This is a genomic window from Acetonema longum DSM 6540, assembly GCF_000219125.1.
In the GTDB taxonomy this organism is placed as follows: domain Bacteria; phylum Bacillota; class Negativicutes; order Sporomusales; family Acetonemataceae; genus Acetonema; species Acetonema longum.
Genome location: NZ_AFGF01000017.1, coordinates 161,725 through 180,430, shown reverse-complemented (window position 1 = coordinate 180,430; position 18,706 = coordinate 161,725). Strand labels below are relative to the sequence as shown.

Below are 18,706 nucleotides of genomic sequence, written 5' to 3'. Positions count from 1 at the left end.
ATTGAATTATTCTTTGCTATTCAGGTAATATCAGGAAATCCCAAGCAACCGCGTACAGCCAGTAAGCCTTAAACGCATAAAACCACAGAATAAACTACCTCCGCCGGCAACCCGCTCAAACCTTGAACTTATAGCTAAGAAGAAAATCGGACTAACGCTCTTTAAAAGGCTTGCCGATAAATCCCCAGTATATCTTCTATATTGGTATCGCGCGGATTTCCCGGAGTGCATACATCGTTATAAGCCATTTGAGCCAATTTAGGCAAATCTTCTTCCTTAGCGCCAAATTCTCGTAGTTTTTGCGGTATCCCTATCGTTTTGGACAATGAAATCACAGCATCTACCGCCGCTCTGCGGTATTCGGCTTCATTCATGCTGTCAACATTGGCTACGCCCATATTGCGGGCGATTTCCCGGTATTTTTCACCGGTAGCCGGCGCATTGTACTCCATTACATAAGGCAGCAGCAAAGCATTGGCCACACCATGCGGGGTATCATAAACGGCACCCAGACTGTGAGCCATAGAGTGAACAATCCCCAATCCAACATTGGAAAAGCCCATGCCGGCGATATACTGTGCAATACCCATGCCTTCCCTGGCCTGTAAGTTATCAGGTTCAAAAACTGCTGCCGGCAGATATTTCGCAATTAATTCAATTCCCTTTAACTCGAACATATCCGTCATAACCCAGGCGCCCTTGGTAATATAGCCTTCAATGGCATGAGTCAAGGCATCCATACCGGTTGCGGCCGTGAGTCCCCTGGGCATAGAGGCCATCATTTCCGGATCGATAATCGACAGTACAGGTATGTCTTTCGGATCCACGCATACCATCTTTTTCACCGACACTTCATCCGTAATGACATAGTTAATGGTAACTTCCGCAGCGGTTCCGGCAGTTGTAGGCACGGCAACGATCGGTACCGATTTGTTTTTTGTGGCGGCCACTCCCTCCAAGGATTTTACATCGGCAAATTCCGGGTTATTCGTAACAATGCCAATCGCTTTCGAAGTATCGATCGAAGATCCGCCGCCAACCGCTAAAATAAAATCCGCTTGGGAAACGGCAAAGGCTTTCACTCCCGTAAGCACATTTTCAATCGTAGGGTTAGGTTTTACATTATCATAGATTTCAAAAGGAATGTTTGCCTGCTTCAGTATGGTCGTAACCTTCTGGGTCACGTTAAATTTGAGCAAGTCTTTATCGGTAACCACAAAAGCCTTGGTGAAATTTCGGGACGCAGCTTCTTGCGGAATCATAGCGATAGCTCCTATGCCGAAATAGGAAGTTTCATTCAAAACAATACGGTTTGCCATGTTAACCACCTCATGCATTTTTACTTTTGTCCTGTCTTGCCGCCATTGACCCAATCAGCCTAATCATTATCAAAATTCTTTATTCTTTAATGCAAGAAAATCTATGTCAAGGCAGGTAAAAAACTTGTTCCAATTTCGCCTGCGCCCCGGTTTGAGAATCCATGGCCATGGTCATAACGTCTTTCATATACTCATTCCATTTAGCAACAACCGGGCTTTTTCCCTGTACTTTGGCAGCATACTCCGCTCCTTTTTCGCATTCGTAATAACCAAACAACTCGTTTCCAACGCTCCAAATTGTATAATTGCAAATCCCCGCTTCTTTAAGAACGCTTTTCATATCCTCCCAAATTTCGTCATGCCGCTTCTTGTACTCCAGCAGCTTTCCTTCATGAACAATGGCTTTCCAGGCATATCGTTCCATACTGAACATCACTTCTCCCTCTTATCTCATATTCGCTGATATTCCTTGCGAGTATTTCGTTCCATAACGCTCTTCTTCAATCTGTTCCAGTGTTTTGCCGCTTGTATCCGGCGCTCCGATTGTGCCAATGATCAGACTGACGGCGGCAAAAGCAACCATCAGCACGACGGCATACCGGAAACCCAGACTCTCCATGATAATCGGGAAAGCAAAAGCCCAGGCCGCAGCGGCAAATCGCGTGACAAAGAAAGTGAACCCCTGCGCGGTTGCCCGGTAACGGGAAGGAAAAAGCTCACTGCACCAAAGCTGGTAAAAAGCTTGCTGACCCGCTCCGTTATTAATCCCGGCAAAAGCGGTAAAAGCAAAAACCATTGCCATTGTCATCGATTCCGGCGGCAGGAGCCACATCGACCAACCCGCAACGTAAATAGATCCGACGATAAAATAGAGAAGTCTGCGGTTGACGCGGTCGCCCAAGCCCATGAAGATAAAAAATGTTGCTAAAATAGATATTACAAAAGAGCCGACTTGCAGCGCATTGCTCATCGCATGGGAAAGATTGCCGACATGTTCAAAGATATACGGCATAAAGAAGCCCCAGGTGCTTGCGCATAAATTCCAGATTGAGTACATTCCGACAAGAAACAGCACTGTCTTAAGGTTAATTCCACTAAACAGCACGCTGTAAGAAACTTTCTGCATGCGGCCTGCGGCAAGCAATTCAGTTTCTTTCTTCTTGGTCTCCTGCCAGTCCTTGGATTCCGGCATTTGCAGCCGCTGATACCACACCCATGCCGCTACAAGGATCAAGTGCCCGAATACCAGCCTGTTTCCCAGGAGTCCCAAATGGTTTAGGAAAACGGACAGGAGCAGCACCACCGCCGGCCCAAGCGCCCAGGCAAACTGCGCCGAGCCGCAATGCCGGGCCCTGTTTTCCGCCGGAGCCTCCTCTGCAATCATCGTCCACGACGCCACGACATCAGCACCTACGCCCAGGCCCACAATAATATAACCGATTAACAGCATCGCATAATTCACACCAAAGACAATAAGCAGCATCCCGAGGATATACACAAGTAAATCATAGGTATAAACAAACTTACGGCCATATTTATCACAAAGGCGGCCGCCGATTAATGCTCCCACCGCAGCGGAGCCTGCATTGGAGCTCAGCGCTCCTAAAAGCCCCAGCTGCATTCCATTCATCCCCAGATAGGATTGCCACAGGCTCAAACCCGCAGCTCCCGCTACGATGGAGCCGGCATCAACATAACTTGTCATAGCGGCAATGATCGTTTTTTTCCATGCCGAAGGCTCTTGTTTGTCCATTGTCTCTACCTCTTTTCACATATTTTTACCGATAAATTCGGTATATTCCAATAATTTCAAGAAAACTCGGAGAAGAGAGGATTCCCCCTCATCTCCCGCCCGGTTCTCTCAGTCTAAAAATTCTTTGCGCAGATCAATCTGAAACTCACAAGCCAGGTCTTCAAAATTCCGGCTGGTGATCGTCTGTTTTTTCCCTCCCATTGCGATGACTTTTACACAAATCTCGGCAGACTTCTCCACTGTATCCATCAGGCCAAAAGTGCTGTCAAAGTCTTCGCCGGCGCAAAAAATGCCATGATGCGCCCAGATGGCCACATCATATTTCTTCATCAATTCCCCTGTAGCTATGGCAATATCCCTGCCTCCGGGAACCATCCAGGGTACTACGCCGATTCCCTGCGGAAAAATGACCGGACATTCCGTCATCATTTCCCACATGGCGCGTGTAAACGCTTTATCGGTTAAGGGAAGCACGAAGGTGAGAGCAATAACGTTCGCCGGGTGCGAGTGATAAATCACCCGGTACCTGTCATGGGTTAATTCCTTCTTGATACTATGGTTCAACAAGTGCGTCGGGAATTCGCTTGTCGGTCTTCCGCCATTAGCCAGCCCCCAGACAACGCTGTAGTTTTCCCCTTTTGCGTCAATTACCGCGATTGCAAGATTGTCTTCAGGGCACAGGATCACATTGCGCATATGCTTGCCGCTGCCGGTAACCAGAAAGTATTCTCCGGCAAGATTGGGCACGCTCACGCCAATCGGCGCGAATTTTTCCGGCGGCCGCAGCACAGACCGAATAGAAGCAACCTCTTCCGTTTTGATACGATAGCTGAAGTTTCCGCCATTGCGCTCATGCCAGCCTTTTTTAAACCCATCGTCTGTAACCCTGATAAAATCTTTTACAAATTTCGCTTCTGCAACATTCAATTTTTTATCCCCTTTTGGCTAAGACATTTTTTTCATATCCTTGAACGACTTTAATCCAATCCTGCATTGGAGGGACATTATGCGTCTCACAAAAATGATTCCAAACGTCACCGGCCGGATACAGCTTTAACTCTTCCTGCAGAGCCATCAATTCCGTGAAATTTCCTTCGTTTTGTAAGGCCTTCAGTTTTTCATGCGGCAGCAGCAAAGCAAATAGTAATGCTTTTTGCATGTTTCTCATCCCTACCACCCAGGCGGATATGCGGTTGATGCTGGCGTCAAAGAAATCCAGGCCGATAAATACGCGATCCAGGGCGTCGCATCGAACGATTTCTTTCGCAATCTCCCTTGTTTCATCATCAAACAATACCACATGATCACTGTCCCAGCGCACCGGCCGGGTAACATGAAGCGCCAGGCGTTCGTAGAACAGCAGCATGGAAGGTATTTTGTCCGAAACCGTTTCCGTCGGATGATAATGCCCGTTGTCCAGCAGGCACAGAACATGGTTCCTGGCGGCGTAATTCAGATAAAACTCATGGGAGCCGACCGTGTACGATTCCACGCCAATGCCAAATACCTTCGACTCCACACTGTCCGCGATGTACTTTTCGTCCAACTTCTCGGAAAAAATTTCATCCAGCGATTCCTGCAGGCGTTGTCTTGGCGTGAAACGGTCTGCCGGAACATCTTTATAGCCGTCCGGTATCCAGATATTATTTAAGGCAACCGACCCCAACTCTTTGCCGAAATATGCCGCGATTTTCCTTGACGCTTTGCAATGTTCAATCCAGAATCGTCGGATTTCCCTGTCCGGATGTGACAAAGTCAAACCGTCAGCCGCTTTGGGATGAGAAAACAGCGTAGGATTAAAATCCAGACCCAGTCCCCTCTCCCTGGCAAATTGCAGCCATTGATCAAAATGCCTGGGTTTTAATTGATCCCTGTCCACTTTTTCGTCTGTTATCGCATAGGAAGCGTGCAAGTTCAGCTTATGCTTACCGGGAATCAATTGCAGCGCCTGATCAATATCGGCCATCAACTCGTCCGGATTTCTGGCTTTGCCGGGATAATTTCCCGTAGCTGCAATACCGCCGCTTAACGCTGAACGATTTTCAAACCCGGAAACATCGTCACCCTGCCAGCAATGCAGCGATATTCTGATACCGGCTAATTTCTTCAGTGCGGTATCCACATCGACACCGATTGCCTTGTACAGCTCTTTTGCAGATTCAAATCTTGACATTGCCTTCACTCTCCTGCCGCTTGTTTTATATCAAATGATCTTTGAATGGTATCTCTTGCCTCCATAAGATCATTTAGATCCTTTGTCTTCAACATCTGTACAAGAATATTCCCAAGAGCAGTGGCCTCAACCGGCCCTGTATACACTTGTTTTCCGGTATACTTGGCGGTAAGCCTGTTCAAATAGATATCCTGACTTCCTCCGCCAATAATATGAATTTTTTCATATTGTTTGCCTGTGATTGCTTCTATTTCCCGGACCGTATCGGCGTAACTTTGCGCCAGGCTCTTATATACACAGGCTAAAATCTCACTTTCCGTTTCCGGCTTTTCCTGATTCGTCCGCTCGCAGTATTCCTGCAATGCCTGAATCATGCTTTTCGGCGCCAAAAAAGAACTGTCATTGACATCAACCGTAGACGTAAAGTAATCGCCGATCTTCGCCAGGGTAAACAGCTCCTGAAAGGTATAAGGATGTTTGAATTCCTTGCGAATGGATTGCATCATCCAGAGGCCCATAATATTTTTTAAGTAACGGTAGCGGTAATGATATCCGCCTTCATTCGTAAAATTCCGGACCCTGCTCTCTTCGGTACAATCGGGAATTTTTCGTTCGACGCCCATTAATGACCAGGTTCCCGAACTCAGATAAATATAATCCTCATCATTGGTAGGCACGGAAAGGATCGCCGACCCGGTGTCGTGGGTCGCCGGCAAAACAACTTCCGTATCAAAACCTGCCAACTCTTGAATTTCTTTGGTAAAATGCCCGACTGATGTTTTAGGCAGGTGAATTTCACCAAAAATATGCGCAGGCAGCCCTAGCTTTTCTATCAGCTCGAGGTCCCACTCTTTTCTGTCTGCATGAACCAATTGCGTTGTTGTCGCGTTTGTATATTCATTTTTCATAACGCCGGTCAGCAAAAAGTTCAAATATTCCGGTATCATAAGAAATGTTTTGGCCCGCCGCAGCACATCCGGCGTTTGCAGCTTTATGGCGTACAATTGGTAGATCGTATTAAACGGCAGCTTTTGAATTCCATTGCGGTAATAAAGCTCCGGCTCGCTGATGATTTCATACACCTTTTTATCCACGCCATGAATCCGGCTGTCGCGATAAGCCACTGTTTCACCTAAGATTTCCTGCCGTTCATCCAGTAAAACAAAATCCACACCCCATGTATCAATGCCAATGCTTTTGGGAATCCGGTTATATTTCTTACACCGCATGATTCCTTGAAGGATCTCCTGGAAAAGCTGTTCCAGATCCCAGCATAAATGACCATTTTTCTCAATAAGCCTATTCTCAAACCGATAGATTTCTTCAATCCAAATCTTTTCATTTTCGATCCATCCTAAAATATGCCGTCCGCTCGATGCGCCAATATCAATTGCCAAATAGTAATTTTTCATTTTCTCCTCCCCATTCGCCGGCTTATTGAATTATAATTGTTAGAATCTTTAAAACTCTTTGTTTAATTGTATATTATCACGTAAATAAATAAAATACAATATTTTATTTTTGAATTTGTTGTTTTATTCGTGAAAAATCTTTGTTTATTTTTGATTTGTTGTGTCATTTGTATGAACCTTACACGGCATTCTCAGAAATCAACAGCAATTCCGCCCGCTTTGATTGTCTTTTGAACGAAAACCTTGTATACTTAACACAAATGATACGATTTAATTTTCTGTGTATGCATTATGCAGAAACCAATAGAGGTGATCTTTATTTTAGGAATTGAACGGCGTCAACAAATTATGGAGCATTTGCTGCAAGACAATAAAGTGTACGTGGGTTCTTTAAGCAAAATCTTTAAAGTAACGGAAGAAACCATTCGGCGAGATCTGGAAAAGCTCGAAAATGAAGGATTATTGCAAAGAAGCCATGGCGGTGCAGTTCTTAAGGAGCCTACCGGTGAAGACTTTTCTTTCGCCAAACGCGCGGCTGTAAATTGCCCCTTTAAACAAAATCTTGCGGAAAAGGCAAAGTTTTTAATCAATGACGGCGACACGATCATGGTTGACTCCAGCACAACCGCATTAACCCTGATGCATTTACTGGTCAACAAAAAAAATATCACCATTATTACTAACTCGATTAAACTATTAAACGACTTTGCCGATGCGAATTTCAAAATGATTTCCTGCGGGGGCGACTTACGGACGCATTCGTGTGCCTTGGTGGGTACCGCAGCCTGCAGGGCGTTGACCCGCTATTACGTTGATTTTACAGTGATCAGCTGCAAGGGAATTGACCGCGAGAAGGGCATTATGGAGTCTAATGAAGCAGAAAGCCATATTAAACAGCAAATGATCCGCCAGGCTAAATCAAAACTCCTGTTGGTAGATCATACAAAATTTGACAAAATTGCTTTTACGAAAACGATGGATTTTAACGAAATTGATTATATCGTTACCGACCAGGAGCCGGATGCACTTTGGGTAAGCTTCCTTAGGAAGCAAAATGTCAAACTTATTTATTAATGCCGGAAGAAGACGGTTTATTGTGAAAACAAAGGGAATAGAATACACTATGCAAAAAACGAACCTGCTGGGGCCCCAGCAGGTTCGTCTCGCATCAAGGCCTGCTTTTGTACTGCCCGGAATATCCGGTTAGGCGAAAAGGCGGCTTCTCTTTTTATAAGATTCTCTAGACTAAGTCTATATTTTTCCGATTTAAATGAACTGAAACTACATAATCTAAGCATGAATACAATCTCTATCTAAAGGATGTTAAGGGTATGCCTGTTGAGTCCTTAATTCAATACTCTTCTATTTTTATCGCCATAACTGCTGTGATTATTGCCCGCAAAGAACTGAAACGGTTTATTCCCATCGGATTGTTTGCCAGTTTGTATGCAAACCTCTTTTGTTATATTGCAAACTATTTAAATTGGTGGGAGTTCCCGGCGAGACTTTTTCCCGGCGTAAAAGATATTTCCTTTACTTTTAATGTCATTATTGTGCCTGTCCTAGCGATGTTCTGGATAAGATACTCTCCCTTGACGAGGATCAAGTGGGCTTTGCTATGGACAACGATATTAACCGGACTTGAATATTGGTCCGAAAGATATACTGGGTTGATTGCCTACCACAACGGCTATGACTGGTATCACTCATTCATTTTATGGTTAATCACCTGGTATATCTGGTACTCTCTCCATAAATGGTTTTATAAAGACGGGGAACCTCATTAAGCAAATGGCTGCCTGCAGATACTATTCTTGGGTATATTTTTCAGATCGTTTTATTTTTTTGGTAGTGTTGTGAAAGGAAGGCCCATATGCAACAGCGATTTATTCCCAGACGCGCTTTTTTTGAACCCGCGGCGCTTGAGTTTCCGCTGGGCCGCCAAATACGCGATCACCTGGAATCCATGCAGGTTGACATACGCGTAACCGGCTCACATAACCGGGTAACCGGAATTCCGGGAAACACGGCGCAAGAGGGTTACCGTGAAGCGAAGCGAACTTTAGTGGTCGGCGTACGAAAAGGGTTGGACTTTGCCGCGTGCAAACCTTCGGCGCATTACCAGCTGCCGCTTAATACCAGTTGTCCCGGCATGTGTGAATACTGCTACCTGGCAACCACATTAGGCAAAAAACCGTATGTGCGGGTGTATGTCAATATTGAGGAGATCCTCAGGAAGGCTGGGGACTATATTGCCCAGCGCGCGCCTGAGATCACTCTGTTCGAAGGGGCGGCAACGTCCGACCCGATTCCTACCGAATATCTTACTGGCTTATTGGGCAGTACGATCGAATTTTTCGGAAAACAAAAATACGGCAGGTTCCGGTTCGTAACAAAGTTTTGCGACGTAGACTCGCTTTTGAGCTTATCGCATCAGGGCCACACCCGTTTCCGGTTTAGCCTGAACGCCGAAGCAGCAGCAAATCGTTACGAACATGCTACGCCACCGGTTACAGAGAGAATTAAAGCGGCGGCTAAGGTGGCGGCGGCAGGTTATCCTATTGGTTTTATCATCGCGCCAATCATGATGATGGATCATTGGCAGGAAGAGTATACTGCCCTGATGCAGCTGCTGGCAGATGCATTACCTGCTGATGCGGCAAGGGATATTACCTTTGAATTTATCACCCACCGGTTTACCAAACGAGCCAAAAACCAAATTCTGGACTTGTTTCCTCAAACCAGCTTGCCGCTGCAAGAGGAGGAAAGAGCGTATAAATTTGGCCAGTTTGGTTACGGCAAGTACGTTTATCAGAAGGAAGCCATGGATTCTGTAAAAGAGTTTATGAACAGACTGACGCAGCAATACTTTCCGCAGGCGCATGTGGAATATCTTGTATAAGGAAAATAGCCGGCAAAAATGTCCGGCTATTTCCGTATTGAGCGCATGCTATTGAAATTCCCCTCCGCATAGATGTTCGAGAGAGGTTTCGTGATGACGCTGCGGTATCGTACCTATTGTCTTTGAAGCGCTACCGGGACAACGACCGGTATCTTTTGCGGGAAATCTATATAAAAGTTTTGTATAAATGCTTGATCAGTTCGCTTCGCCCCCAATAACCGGCTGCCTCGAGCTCAGCCTGCAGTGCCTGAAAAAACGTTTCCGGGCTCCAGCCATAACGCTGCCGGAATGCCGATGTTTCCACAGCCATCAGTTCCCCGGTCAATATTCGCAGGCTGACGGCTTCACGAAACTTCCCCTGCGCGCCGTATTCCCGGATCAGCGTCTCGTATATGGCAAAATCGGCGTTTACTTTTTCATGGTACGAAAAAGAGAGTTCTTGCCGCACCGCCCATAACGGATCGGTCACGGGTCCGACCCGGTCCGGGTTTACGGCTTTCAGCCAGGTCAGGCATTGTTGTCTGCGGCCGATATGGCCGAATGCGATCGGCGATATCGCCGCCAGCAGCATGTATTCGATAGCTTTTCGCTCTTCGCGCCGCGACCGGTACAGCTTGGCCAGCATAAACAGCGCTTCTGTGTATTCATCTTTATTTCGTCCAGCAACACGAAAGTCAGTTGCAGGGTCAGGTCGTTCGGCATACCGTCTGTTGTAATGGAAAAAGGCACGTTATTTAATACGGCTTTACCGTTTTTTTCTCAACAGGACCCCACTAGCGATCCGTCTTATTGAAGAGCTTAACCCATTGAAAAATTCCAGTTAAGTATTCGTCCTAAATTCATTCCTATCCTTTAATCCTGCTTAAGTCGCTGTCAGCATGATAATAAAAAACACGGCGCTTTTTAGGTAAGCCGTGTTTTTTATACGAGGCTAATTTGTCTAAGCATTATCATTATTAACGAGATTTTTTCATTCAGTTCTCCCTGATTCAGCACTCCCACCCTGTGCGTTTGCAGCACAGCCGCCAAGCAGTCCTGCAGCATCCGCCCGGCAGCGGCGGCAATGATAAATCTGCGGCAAATAGACGGCTACTGATTTTCGTATGTAGGCCATTTCCACATCGCCGGGAGCCGTAAGCTCCGCAAAAGGAGTGCCATGGACGGGGATCAGGGGTATACAGTTCATAGCGTCGGCTTCCCAGGCGGCTACCTTGGCGGCAATAGCAGAAATATGGCCGGTATTAATACCGGGAAGAACGACCGTATTGATCTTGACCGTCATCCCTCTTTGTTTCAAGCCGACGACGGCCTCTTCCTGCCGGCCGAGAAGAATCCTGGCGGCTTCAAGTCCCCGATAGGTCTGTTGCTTTACTGTAACCGAAGCGTAAATCTGTTGACCGACATAGGGATCAACCGCATTGACCGTTACGGTGACGTGAGTCACTCCGGTGTCGGCCAGTTGATCAATATAGCCGGACAGATTCAGTCCGTTGGTGGATACACAAAGCAAAATCCCGGGATAGGCGGCGTGAACGGCGCGCAGAGTTTCCAAGGTCCGGTTCGGATCGCAAAGCGGGTCTCCCGGTCCGGCAATTCCGACCACGGCAATATCATTTCTTTGTTGCAAAAGCCGGCTCAAAGTCGTCAGCGCTTCCGACGGCGTGAGAATACGTCCGGTCACTCCCGGGCGACTTTCATTGACGCAATCGTAGAGCCGGTTGCAGAAATTGCACTGAATATTGCAGGCCGGCGCTACCGGCAAATGAATCCGGCCCCAGCGGGCACTGGCTTTTCCGTGAAAACAGGGGTGCTGATCACGAGACCTTTGTTCGCAGCGCTCACTCATTGCCATTCTTTCTTTTTCCCGAATTTTATAGCCCCGACAGGACAGATTTCGAGGCAGTCACCGCAATTCGTGCAATTCATTTCATCCGGCCGGGTCCCCATCTCGCATACTTGCATGCAGATATTGCAACCATTGCAGTCACTGGTTTTGAAAACGCGAAAGGCAGCCATACCCTTGAGCAATTCCAGTAAACCGCCGGTAGGACAGACAAAGCGGCACCACAGATTAGCCACAAGCAAGCCCGATGCTGTCAGCCCCAAAACAACAAACGTGCGGATTAGCCAAGCCAGGGAGGCGTGCTCGAAGGAAAGCCGGGTTGAACTCCAAAATTCACCAACCCTGATCGGCACCATCATCCTGGGGTTGTGCCAGCCAAACCAGATAACCGCTACCGCAGCCAGCGCCATAACCATTCCCGCCGGGGCAAATCGCACAAACCGGTTGCGCTTACGTATCTTTAGAAATGAGAACTTACCGACGATCTGATTGACGTACCCGCCGGGACAGAGCCAGCCGCAAAAAGCCCGTCCGACCAGCAAAACCGTCACCGGCAAAAACAGCCAAAAGCCCCAGAAGTAACTTGTGATCCTGCCCCAGCAGGTAAGAACCGGGCAGACCTGGCAGTTCACAAACGGGACAAGAAACGGGCAGCGAAAAATTCCATAATAGGCCCATGGCCCCAAAACAGTCAGCATGGCCAACTGAACTCCGCGGCGGATCTTCGTCAATGAAACCCTCGCTGGTTTTGTAAATTCTATTTGATTAGGCATCTTTTACCCCAGTGTCTCAACAAGAATCCTGCCTTTTGCCGAAATGGCCGGAATGAAGCCATGACGCTCAAAAATTGCCTGGGCCTCGCCGGAGCAGATGAAGTTCACGTAATCATCCGCCAAAACACGGTCCTTGGCGTACTTCATGACCCCGATGGTAAAAGTCAGCGGACCGGGCGGGAAAAGGGCCTCCGGAATGGGTAACACTTCCACTTTTCCGGCAAATGCGGCCTGGCGGGTAAGGCGTCTTTCCACGATAGAGGCCTCGCCTTTGCCGTTTATGATAGCCGGCATCATTTTGATGACACAGCTTTCTTTTTCGATCATATTCTTGAGGACTGCCTGGCCAACATTTGCTTTCTTTAGTATGCCCATGACGGCGTCTCCGCCCGGAGGCGAGGCGCCAAGCGGCAGAATAACCCTGACTCCCGGCCGGACAAGGTCCTGAACTGATTGGATTCCCGCCGGGTTCCCCAGAGGGGTGATCAGAACATATTCGGTAAAACACAGGGGTTTGAAGTAAAGCATTTTATTGTCGTTCCTCAGAGTTTGGGCCAGTTGCAGCACCCGTCCGGCAAATACCTCTGTGACCGCTCCCCCCAGAAGGGATTTACCCAACGCCGCAGCGAAGGCTCCCGTATAATTGATCCGGATGCCGTTTTTCTGCTCATACAGGCCATTTGCTTCCGTAAAGGCTTCAGCCAGTCCGCCGCAGGACCATACCTGCAGCGAATTTTCCTGAAACCGTCCCGCCAACATCAGGCCGGATACCGAAGCCGCAGCAGCAGCGCCGATTCCGGCCTTAAGAAATGACCTTCTGCTGAGTCCTTCTTTTTTATCCTCCATCATTGACTCCTTTTATTGATGACTTCGTCCGAAAACTCATTTCCTCGCTTTTCTCATCCAGTAAGTCCTTGCGGCGCCAATAGCGCCGGCAAAACGGGATAAATCCGAAGCTGCTACCGGCTGGCCAAGCTGTCTCTCCAGGGCGATTCGAAGCCCCTCCATGCCCGCCAAACCGCCTGTCAGCAGTATCGGCGGGGAAGACTCCACCCGGGCTGCCAAGGCGACTGCCCGGTCTACCACTAACTGAATAATACCGCCGGCCACTTCCTCACGGCTCTTTCCCGCTGCCAGCAGCGATATGATTTCCGAATCGGCAAACACAGCGCACATACTGCTTAACGAACAGCTTTTCCCTTCGGGCAGAAGGCTTGCAAATTCCGCCAAATCAATGCCCATACGGTTAGCCGACATTTCCAGGAAACGGCCGGTACCGGCGGCGCACTTATTGTTCATCTGGAAGGACCGGACCTGTCCGGCTTCCACGGCAATCACCTTTGAATCCTGACCGCCGATATCAATAACCGTGCGCACCCCCGGCAGCAAATAATCTGCGCCTAACCCGTGGCAGGTGATTTCCGTCACGGCCCGCTGGGCAAAATCGATGCTTACCCGGCCATATCCGGTAGCGACAATATGTACGTTTTCTCTTGCCAGTCCTGTCTTCGCCAGAAGCTGCTCCAAAACCGCCCGGGAAGTTTCCCGCGGACTCCAGCCGGTGGATTGCACACAGGAGGCAAGGACAGCGTCCTCTTGAAGGAGGACGCCTTTACATGAAGCCGAACCACAATCAATGCCGACGGATGCTTTTATCATTGCCTATAACATCTCGACAAAGGCGCCGGCCCGGGTGGACAGCTGGCCGATGTCGGCACTGCCATAGTCGGTTTCCAACTGCAGATAGGGAATGCCTTTTTCCTGCAGAAAGGCTTTAACGGAATGCGCTTCCACTGCGTAGGCATGACAGGCTTGCAGCGTCATTTCTACTACACCGTTAACCTGAAACTGTTCGCAGAGACGCCCCAAAAGCTCAAAGCGGTTGTTGTCGGGCGTCATGACAGCGCAGCCAATCTGCAGGTAGTGGTCGGCGATGTTGGTAAGCGGGTCGCCTTCTTCGCGGCATTGCCGGTCCATGGGCTTGGCGCCGGTGCAATTTTCAAAGGCAACGACGACCGCGCCTGCTTCCTCAATGACTTTAACAACCTTTTCTGTCACGCCGCCCATGGGACAGCCGGTAATCAGAATCCGGGGAACATCTGCCGGGACCGGTCGCTCGCCAGCTTCATAAGCTGCCCGGATGCTGTCAATGGCGTTTTGGATTTCCGCAACCTTTTCATCCCAGTTAAATTTAAACTGAGAGCCAAACAGGATTTGCAGCTGCCGCAGCCCGGTAATAGGAGGCGGCGCCATAGTACTCAGTTCATACAGTTCTTTCAGCAGCCTGCGCTCGATATTCCGCCGGTGAATCGCGTCACGCAGATGCTCATCGCTAATGGCAGCGCCGAAGTCCTTTTCCACCCGCTCCTTCAGGCGCACCAGTTCTGCCCGCCAAAGGGCCTTGGCTTCCGGTGTATCCTGCCGCCGCGGGAGTTCCAGGATGTGGACATTTTTCTTTTTAGCCAACAGTTCGTACATTTTCACTTTACCGTCGCAGGTAGTTTCTCCCACCACCAGATCGGAAAAATACATATAGGGGCATTTGTCGGTAATGGCAAAGCCATAGCTGGACTTAATGAGAGGGCATAGATTGGCCGGCAGTACTTTTTCCGCTTCGGGGATGGTTTCGTCGCTGGTAGAGCACAAGCCTACGCTGACCAGGCCTGCCGCCATAAAAATTTCCAGCGGGGTATAGGAACAGAACTGGCCCACCACGCCTTTGCCGTTGTCTTTCATTTTCTTCATGGCGAGAAATCCATTTTTCCTCGCTTCGCCAAAGCTTTCGAAAATTTGCGGCAATTCGGTTTTCTTCTGAATCATCCGCTTATCACGCCTTTCGCTAATAGAGTAAAAGAATTCGCTTTTCCTGATATTGAATGTTGTTCTTTTCCATCACCCGGAGCAGCGCGTCCTCCCATTGGGGCTCGGCGCACCAGGCAAGGCCGCAGCTGCCGCTGATCTCCCGGGGAATGGGTATTAATCGCCCCCATTCAGCCCCACAGGCGGCTTCCATGGCCATCGCGGCGGTGGTGGTGGGAAAAGTAATAATCAATTGGGGCTGTTTTGTTCGGTCCATCCTTTTAGTCATCTATCTCTGCCCCCATTCCGCGGCAATTTCGGCAACCGCCCGGATGCCCGTTTGGATTTCTTCTTCCGTATTGAAAGAGGAGAAACTAAAGCGCACCGCCCCCTGCTCCTGGGTTCCCAAGGCCAAATGAGCCAGCGGCGCGCAATGGGCGCCGGTCCGCACACAAATATCGTAGCGGGTTGCCAGGCGGTCTCCTGCTGCGCCTGAATCCAGGGAACCGATATTCAAGGTTACAATGGGAGCGTGAGGCATATCCGGATTTCCATAGATACGAACTCCGGAAATGGTTGAAATTCCCTGGCGAAAGAGTTTGGCCAATGCCAGTTCTCTGTTGCGCAGAGTATCTATATCCGATGCAAGAATGTATTCAACCCCGGCCAGTAAGCCGGCGATGCCATGGGCGTTGGCTGTGCCTGCTTCCAGAGCCTCGGGCATGCCCTCGGGATGGGTTTCGGAATAGCTGTGGATTCCGCTGCCTCCTACCTTGAGCGGCATCACGGCGAGCCCTTTCCGGATGCAGAGCCCGCCGGTCCCCTGCGGCCCCAGCAGTCCTTTGTGGCCGGTAAAGCAGACAACATCAATACCCAGCTTGTCCGCCTCAATGGGAAACACACCGGCGGTTTGCGAGGCATCTACAATCAGCAGCAGGCCGTTTGCTTGGCAGAAGTCGGCGATGAAAGGCAAATTGGTGAGGGCGCCGGTCAGGTTGGAGGCATGGGTGCAGATTACCGCTTTGCTGTTGGGACGAAGCGCGCGGTGAAACTCGTCATAATTCAAATTTCCCTTTGGGTCAATGCCAATGATCGATAGTCCCATCCCCTGGGAACGAAGTTTGTAAAGGGGACGCAAAACCGAATTGTGCTCCAGGACGGTGGTAATGGCATGATCTGCCCGGGTTAAAAGACCGGAGATGGCGATATTTAAGCTTTCTGTCGCGTTGGCGGCAAAAGCCGTCCGGCCGGCCTCCGATCCCAGCAGTCCGGCTACTGCCTTTCGGGCCTGAAAGATACAGCGGGTCGCCGCCAGAGAAGCGGAATGACCGCCCCTTCCGGCGCCGCCGAAGGTATTGATGGCCGCCAGCACTGCGCTTCCTACGGTCGGCGGCTTGGGCAGGCTGGTGGCGGCGTTATCAAAGTAAATCATGGGATCAGGGGCGGATGATGCGGCCGGCGTCGCGCATCTCTTCCACTATGCGGTACATATTGGTGACTTCCCCTACCCCGAGCTGCTCCGTGATCCCAAAATGATTCAAACAGGTGCCGCAGGTCATGACGGCAACCCCCGATTTTTCCAGAGAAATCAGGTCTGTCAGGGAGGCTGAGCCTTTTGCCGCCAGCTTTGCGCCGGTGTTATAGAGCAGGATAACATCAGGCAAGACATCTAACTGGGTGAGGGTAAACAGAAACCCCTTCATTAAGATACGCCCCAGTTCATCATCGCCGGTTCCCATGGTGTCGGAAGACAGAACGACAACCGTCTGAACGGCGCCCGTCTCGCTGTTGACGGAAGAATCACCTGGCTGGGGTGTTTCTTTGAGCAGCAAGATATGAAAAATACCGTCCTGTTGTGATACGTCAAATTGGCATCCCTGCGACGCGGCAAAACGGCGGATATTTTGGACAGCCGTCTCATTGTCTACTAAAACTTCCAGCTGGCCCTGTTCTATTTCGGCGAGACCCTTTTTGGTTTTAATGACCGGCAGGGGACAGGCGTCCCCGATGGCATTAATCTGGCGCATTGTTTCTCTCCTTTTGCTTCGTAGTATTCTTCTGCTTTTATCGTTTGCCGGCATTCTTATAATTCAACCGATTCTCCCTGGATCAGCATGCCCACACCATGCTCTTGCAGCAGTTTCACCGCTGCTCCCGCCTCATTCGGAGGGATTGCCGCGGCCAACCCCTCGCAACAGCCGCTCAGGGACCGGGGGACAGGAATCAGGCGGGCGGCGATTCCCTGTTGTTGCAGGATCGTTTCCGCCCGAAAGGCGTGACTGACCGAGACAAAAGTAATTACACAGGTTTTAGGCATAAAGCGTCTCCCTCGTTTGACTGCCGGCTGCAATCCCGATGTATCTCACTCACATAAGGCGCTTATGGCTTATGAATCAGAATGGTATACTCTCCGCCGTTTTCGCTGCAGTCCGCATGATAGTTTTGGGAACGGACAAATTTCAGGATGTTTTCTTTGGGCACCGTCTCATCCACAATGACCTTGACAGATTGGATCTTTTCCAGAGCCTTTTTCGTCTCTAAAAGGGGGATGGGGCAGCTCAGCCCGCGTAAATCCAATATTTTTTCTGTCGCCATGGCTTATGCCCCCTTCTGCACTGTCGCCAGTTTTTCCCGGCAGACAAACCCGATACCGCAAGTCAGGGCGATACCCAGAGCAACAGCCCACTGGCCGTTCAAGCCAACACCGGCAACGCTGCCGGCAGTGTTAAAGCTGTGAGCGATACCGGCGCCGACTAATAGGCCCAGCACGCAGAACATGGCATCGGTATTGCCTTCACCGGCCATAATAAGCTGGCGCAGCGGGCAGCCGCCGGCCAGGGTAGCTGACAGGCCGACTAAAAACAGTCCGAAGAAATTCCACAGATGCATGGTATGAGACAGAGGCTGGCCGGTAAAACCGAGCTTGAAAAATCCAAAGTACATATTGGCCAGCATGGCCGCAATAAACATCGCGCCATAGATTTTCAGAAGATAGGTATCCCGAACCAGAAAGAAGTCACGGAATCCGCCGCTTAAGCACATTCTGGACTTGGCTGCCACTAATCCGGCTGCCAATCCGGCTGCCAGGCTGATGAAAAAGGGTGCATGCTGCGCACCTACACCCTGGGCGCTGAAGTTTAAGAAAGGCGCCTGGACGGCGACAGCAATCGCTAAGACAAACGCCAATATCGCCGGAATGTACCCGGCAAACCTGACGCCGCCGCTATGAATCTGTGAGCGGCCCAGGTTAAAGCCCCGGCGTAAAAAGTAAATCCCGAAACCAATGCCGGTAACAAAGCCGGCCAACCCGGTAAGCCCGTTTAAGTCGCCGCCGGCTAAACGCAGGATAGCCCGCAGCGGGCAGCCGAGGAATACTAAAGCCCCCAGCATCATAACCACACCCAATATAAACCGAACCAAAGGATTAGAACCGCCCCGGGGACGAAATTCTCCGGTTGTACCGGCCAGAGCAAAAGCGCCCAACACCCATCCCAGTACTTCCGGGCGGGCATACTGTAGTGCAGCGGCTTTGTGAAGGCCAAGGGCGCCGGCAATATCCCGCAGATGACAGGCCGCACAGTAGCCATAATTTCCTGGATTACCGGCCTTGACCAGCAGAACCCCGCCCAAGCCGAAAATAATTCCTGTTAAAAGAATAAATCCAATTCCTGACATACTTTATCACTCCTGTTCTTCTCAGTTGCTGCATCAAACCCATTCGAAGCCAATATA

21 protein-coding genes are annotated in these 18,706 nt (G+C 49.7%); 3 read left to right on the top strand and 18 right to left on the bottom strand.

Going from position 1 to position 18,706, the window contains the following annotated elements; genetic code table 11:
- Positions 1-161: 161 nt before the first annotated feature.
- From fucO to rhaB, 6 genes are all read right to left on the bottom strand, one after another.
- Entirely contained in the window at positions 162-1,319 is a 1,158-nt protein-coding gene (fucO, locus tag ALO_RS02880; RefSeq protein ID WP_004092686.1) for a lactaldehyde reductase, read from the bottom strand.
- A 106-nt stretch (positions 1,320-1,425) separates the two neighbouring features.
- A complete protein-coding gene (locus ALO_RS02875) occupies positions 1,426-1,743 on the bottom strand; it encodes an L-rhamnose mutarotase (RefSeq protein WP_040292608.1) in 318 nt (105 codons plus the stop codon).
- A 21-nt stretch (positions 1,744-1,764) separates the two neighbouring features.
- Complete coding sequence (locus tag ALO_RS02870; RefSeq protein WP_004092679.1) at positions 1,765-3,072, bottom strand: MFS transporter; 1,308 nt, start codon at positions 3,070-3,072, stop codon at positions 1,765-1,767.
- A 108-nt stretch (positions 3,073-3,180) separates the two neighbouring features.
- Complete coding sequence (gene rhaD, locus ALO_RS02865) at positions 3,181-3,999, bottom strand: rhamnulose-1-phosphate aldolase (protein WP_004092678.1); 819 nt, start codon at positions 3,997-3,999, stop codon at positions 3,181-3,183.
- Between the two features lie 4 nt (positions 4,000-4,003).
- The gene (locus ALO_RS02860) at positions 4,004-5,254 is read right to left on the bottom strand and encodes an L-rhamnose isomerase (protein WP_461781515.1); all 1,251 of its coding nucleotides are present in this window, start codon (positions 5,252-5,254) and stop codon (positions 4,004-4,006) included.
- Entirely contained in the window at positions 5,251-6,657 is a 1,407-nt protein-coding gene (gene rhaB / locus ALO_RS02855) for a rhamnulokinase (protein ID WP_004092673.1), read from the bottom strand. Before rhaB ends, ALO_RS02860 begins: the two co-directional genes overlap by 4 nt.
- 318 nt (positions 6,658-6,975) lie before the next feature.
- Between rhaB and ALO_RS02850 the strand changes: the two genes are divergently transcribed.
- The 3 genes from ALO_RS02850 (at position 6,976) to splB (ending at position 9,559) form a co-directional block, all read left to right on the top strand.
- Positions 6,976-7,731, top strand: a complete 756-nt coding sequence (locus ALO_RS02850) for a DeoR/GlpR family DNA-binding transcription regulator (protein ID WP_040292607.1) — start codon at positions 6,976-6,978, stop codon at positions 7,729-7,731.
- Between the two features lie 257 nt (positions 7,732-7,988).
- A complete protein-coding gene (locus tag ALO_RS02845) occupies positions 7,989-8,444 on the top strand; it encodes a CBO0543 family protein (protein ID WP_004092669.1) in 456 nt (151 codons plus the stop codon).
- An 86-nt stretch (positions 8,445-8,530) separates the two neighbouring features.
- The gene (splB, locus tag ALO_RS02840) at positions 8,531-9,559 is read left to right on the top strand and encodes a spore photoproduct lyase (protein WP_004092667.1); all 1,029 of its coding nucleotides are present in this window, start codon (positions 8,531-8,533) and stop codon (positions 9,557-9,559) included.
- Positions 9,560-9,725: 166 nt separating this feature from the next.
- Here splB and ALO_RS02835 read toward each other — a convergent pair whose 3' ends face one another.
- The 12 genes from ALO_RS02835 to yedE all read right to left on the bottom strand — a co-directional run bounded on the left by ALO_RS02835 (position 9,726) and on the right by yedE (position 18,649).
- On the bottom strand, positions 9,726-10,184 hold the full coding sequence (locus ALO_RS02835) for a hypothetical protein (RefSeq protein ID WP_004092665.1): 459 nt from the start codon (positions 10,182-10,184) through the stop codon (positions 9,726-9,728).
- Between the two features lie 345 nt (positions 10,185-10,529).
- A complete protein-coding gene (locus ALO_RS02830; RefSeq protein ID WP_004092663.1) occupies positions 10,530-11,411 on the bottom strand; it encodes a radical SAM protein in 882 nt (293 codons plus the stop codon).
- Positions 11,402-12,133, bottom strand: a complete 732-nt coding sequence (locus ALO_RS02825) for a 4Fe-4S binding protein (RefSeq protein ID WP_202945718.1) — start codon at positions 12,131-12,133, stop codon at positions 11,402-11,404. The genes ALO_RS02830 and ALO_RS02825 overlap by 10 nt, the downstream gene beginning before the upstream one ends.
- Before the next feature lie 45 nt (positions 12,134-12,178).
- Positions 12,179-13,021: a substrate-binding domain-containing protein gene (locus tag ALO_RS02820; RefSeq protein ID WP_040292568.1), complete on the bottom strand. Its 843-nt coding sequence runs from the start codon at positions 13,019-13,021 to the stop codon at positions 12,179-12,181.
- 36 nt (positions 13,022-13,057) lie between these two features.
- Complete coding sequence (locus ALO_RS02815; protein ID WP_004092659.1) at positions 13,058-13,834, bottom strand: acyl-CoA dehydratase activase; 777 nt, start codon at positions 13,832-13,834, stop codon at positions 13,058-13,060.
- Between the two features lie 3 nt (positions 13,835-13,837).
- The gene (locus tag ALO_RS02810; protein ID WP_004092657.1) at positions 13,838-14,995 is read right to left on the bottom strand and encodes a double-cubane-cluster-containing anaerobic reductase; all 1,158 of its coding nucleotides are present in this window, start codon (positions 14,993-14,995) and stop codon (positions 13,838-13,840) included.
- A gap of 19 nt (positions 14,996-15,014) precedes the next feature.
- Entirely contained in the window at positions 15,015-15,263 is a 249-nt protein-coding gene (locus tag ALO_RS02805; protein ID WP_004092654.1) for a DUF3343 domain-containing protein, read from the bottom strand.
- Positions 15,264-16,406, bottom strand: coding sequence for an aminotransferase class V-fold PLP-dependent enzyme (locus tag ALO_RS02800; protein ID WP_004092652.1), 1,143 nt, complete (start codon positions 16,404-16,406; stop codon positions 15,264-15,266).
- A 4-nt stretch (positions 16,407-16,410) separates the two neighbouring features.
- Positions 16,411-17,001: a sulfurtransferase-like selenium metabolism protein YedF gene (gene yedF, locus ALO_RS02795; protein ID WP_004092650.1), complete on the bottom strand. Its 591-nt coding sequence runs from the start codon at positions 16,999-17,001 to the stop codon at positions 16,411-16,413.
- A 56-nt stretch (positions 17,002-17,057) separates the two neighbouring features.
- Complete coding sequence (locus tag ALO_RS02790; protein ID WP_004092648.1) at positions 17,058-17,291, bottom strand: DUF3343 domain-containing protein; 234 nt, start codon at positions 17,289-17,291, stop codon at positions 17,058-17,060.
- A 62-nt stretch (positions 17,292-17,353) separates the two neighbouring features.
- Positions 17,354-17,569 carry a sulfurtransferase TusA family protein gene (locus ALO_RS02785; protein ID WP_004092646.1) on the bottom strand — a complete coding sequence of 72 codons (216 nt, stop codon included), beginning with the start codon at positions 17,567-17,569 and terminating at the stop codon, positions 17,354-17,356.
- Positions 17,570-17,572: 3 nt separating this feature from the next.
- Positions 17,573-18,649 (bottom strand): YedE family putative selenium transporter, encoded by a 1,077-nt coding sequence (gene yedE, locus ALO_RS02780; RefSeq protein ID WP_004092644.1) that lies wholly within the window; start codon positions 18,647-18,649, stop codon positions 17,573-17,575.
- Positions 18,650-18,706: the final 57 nt, after the last annotated feature.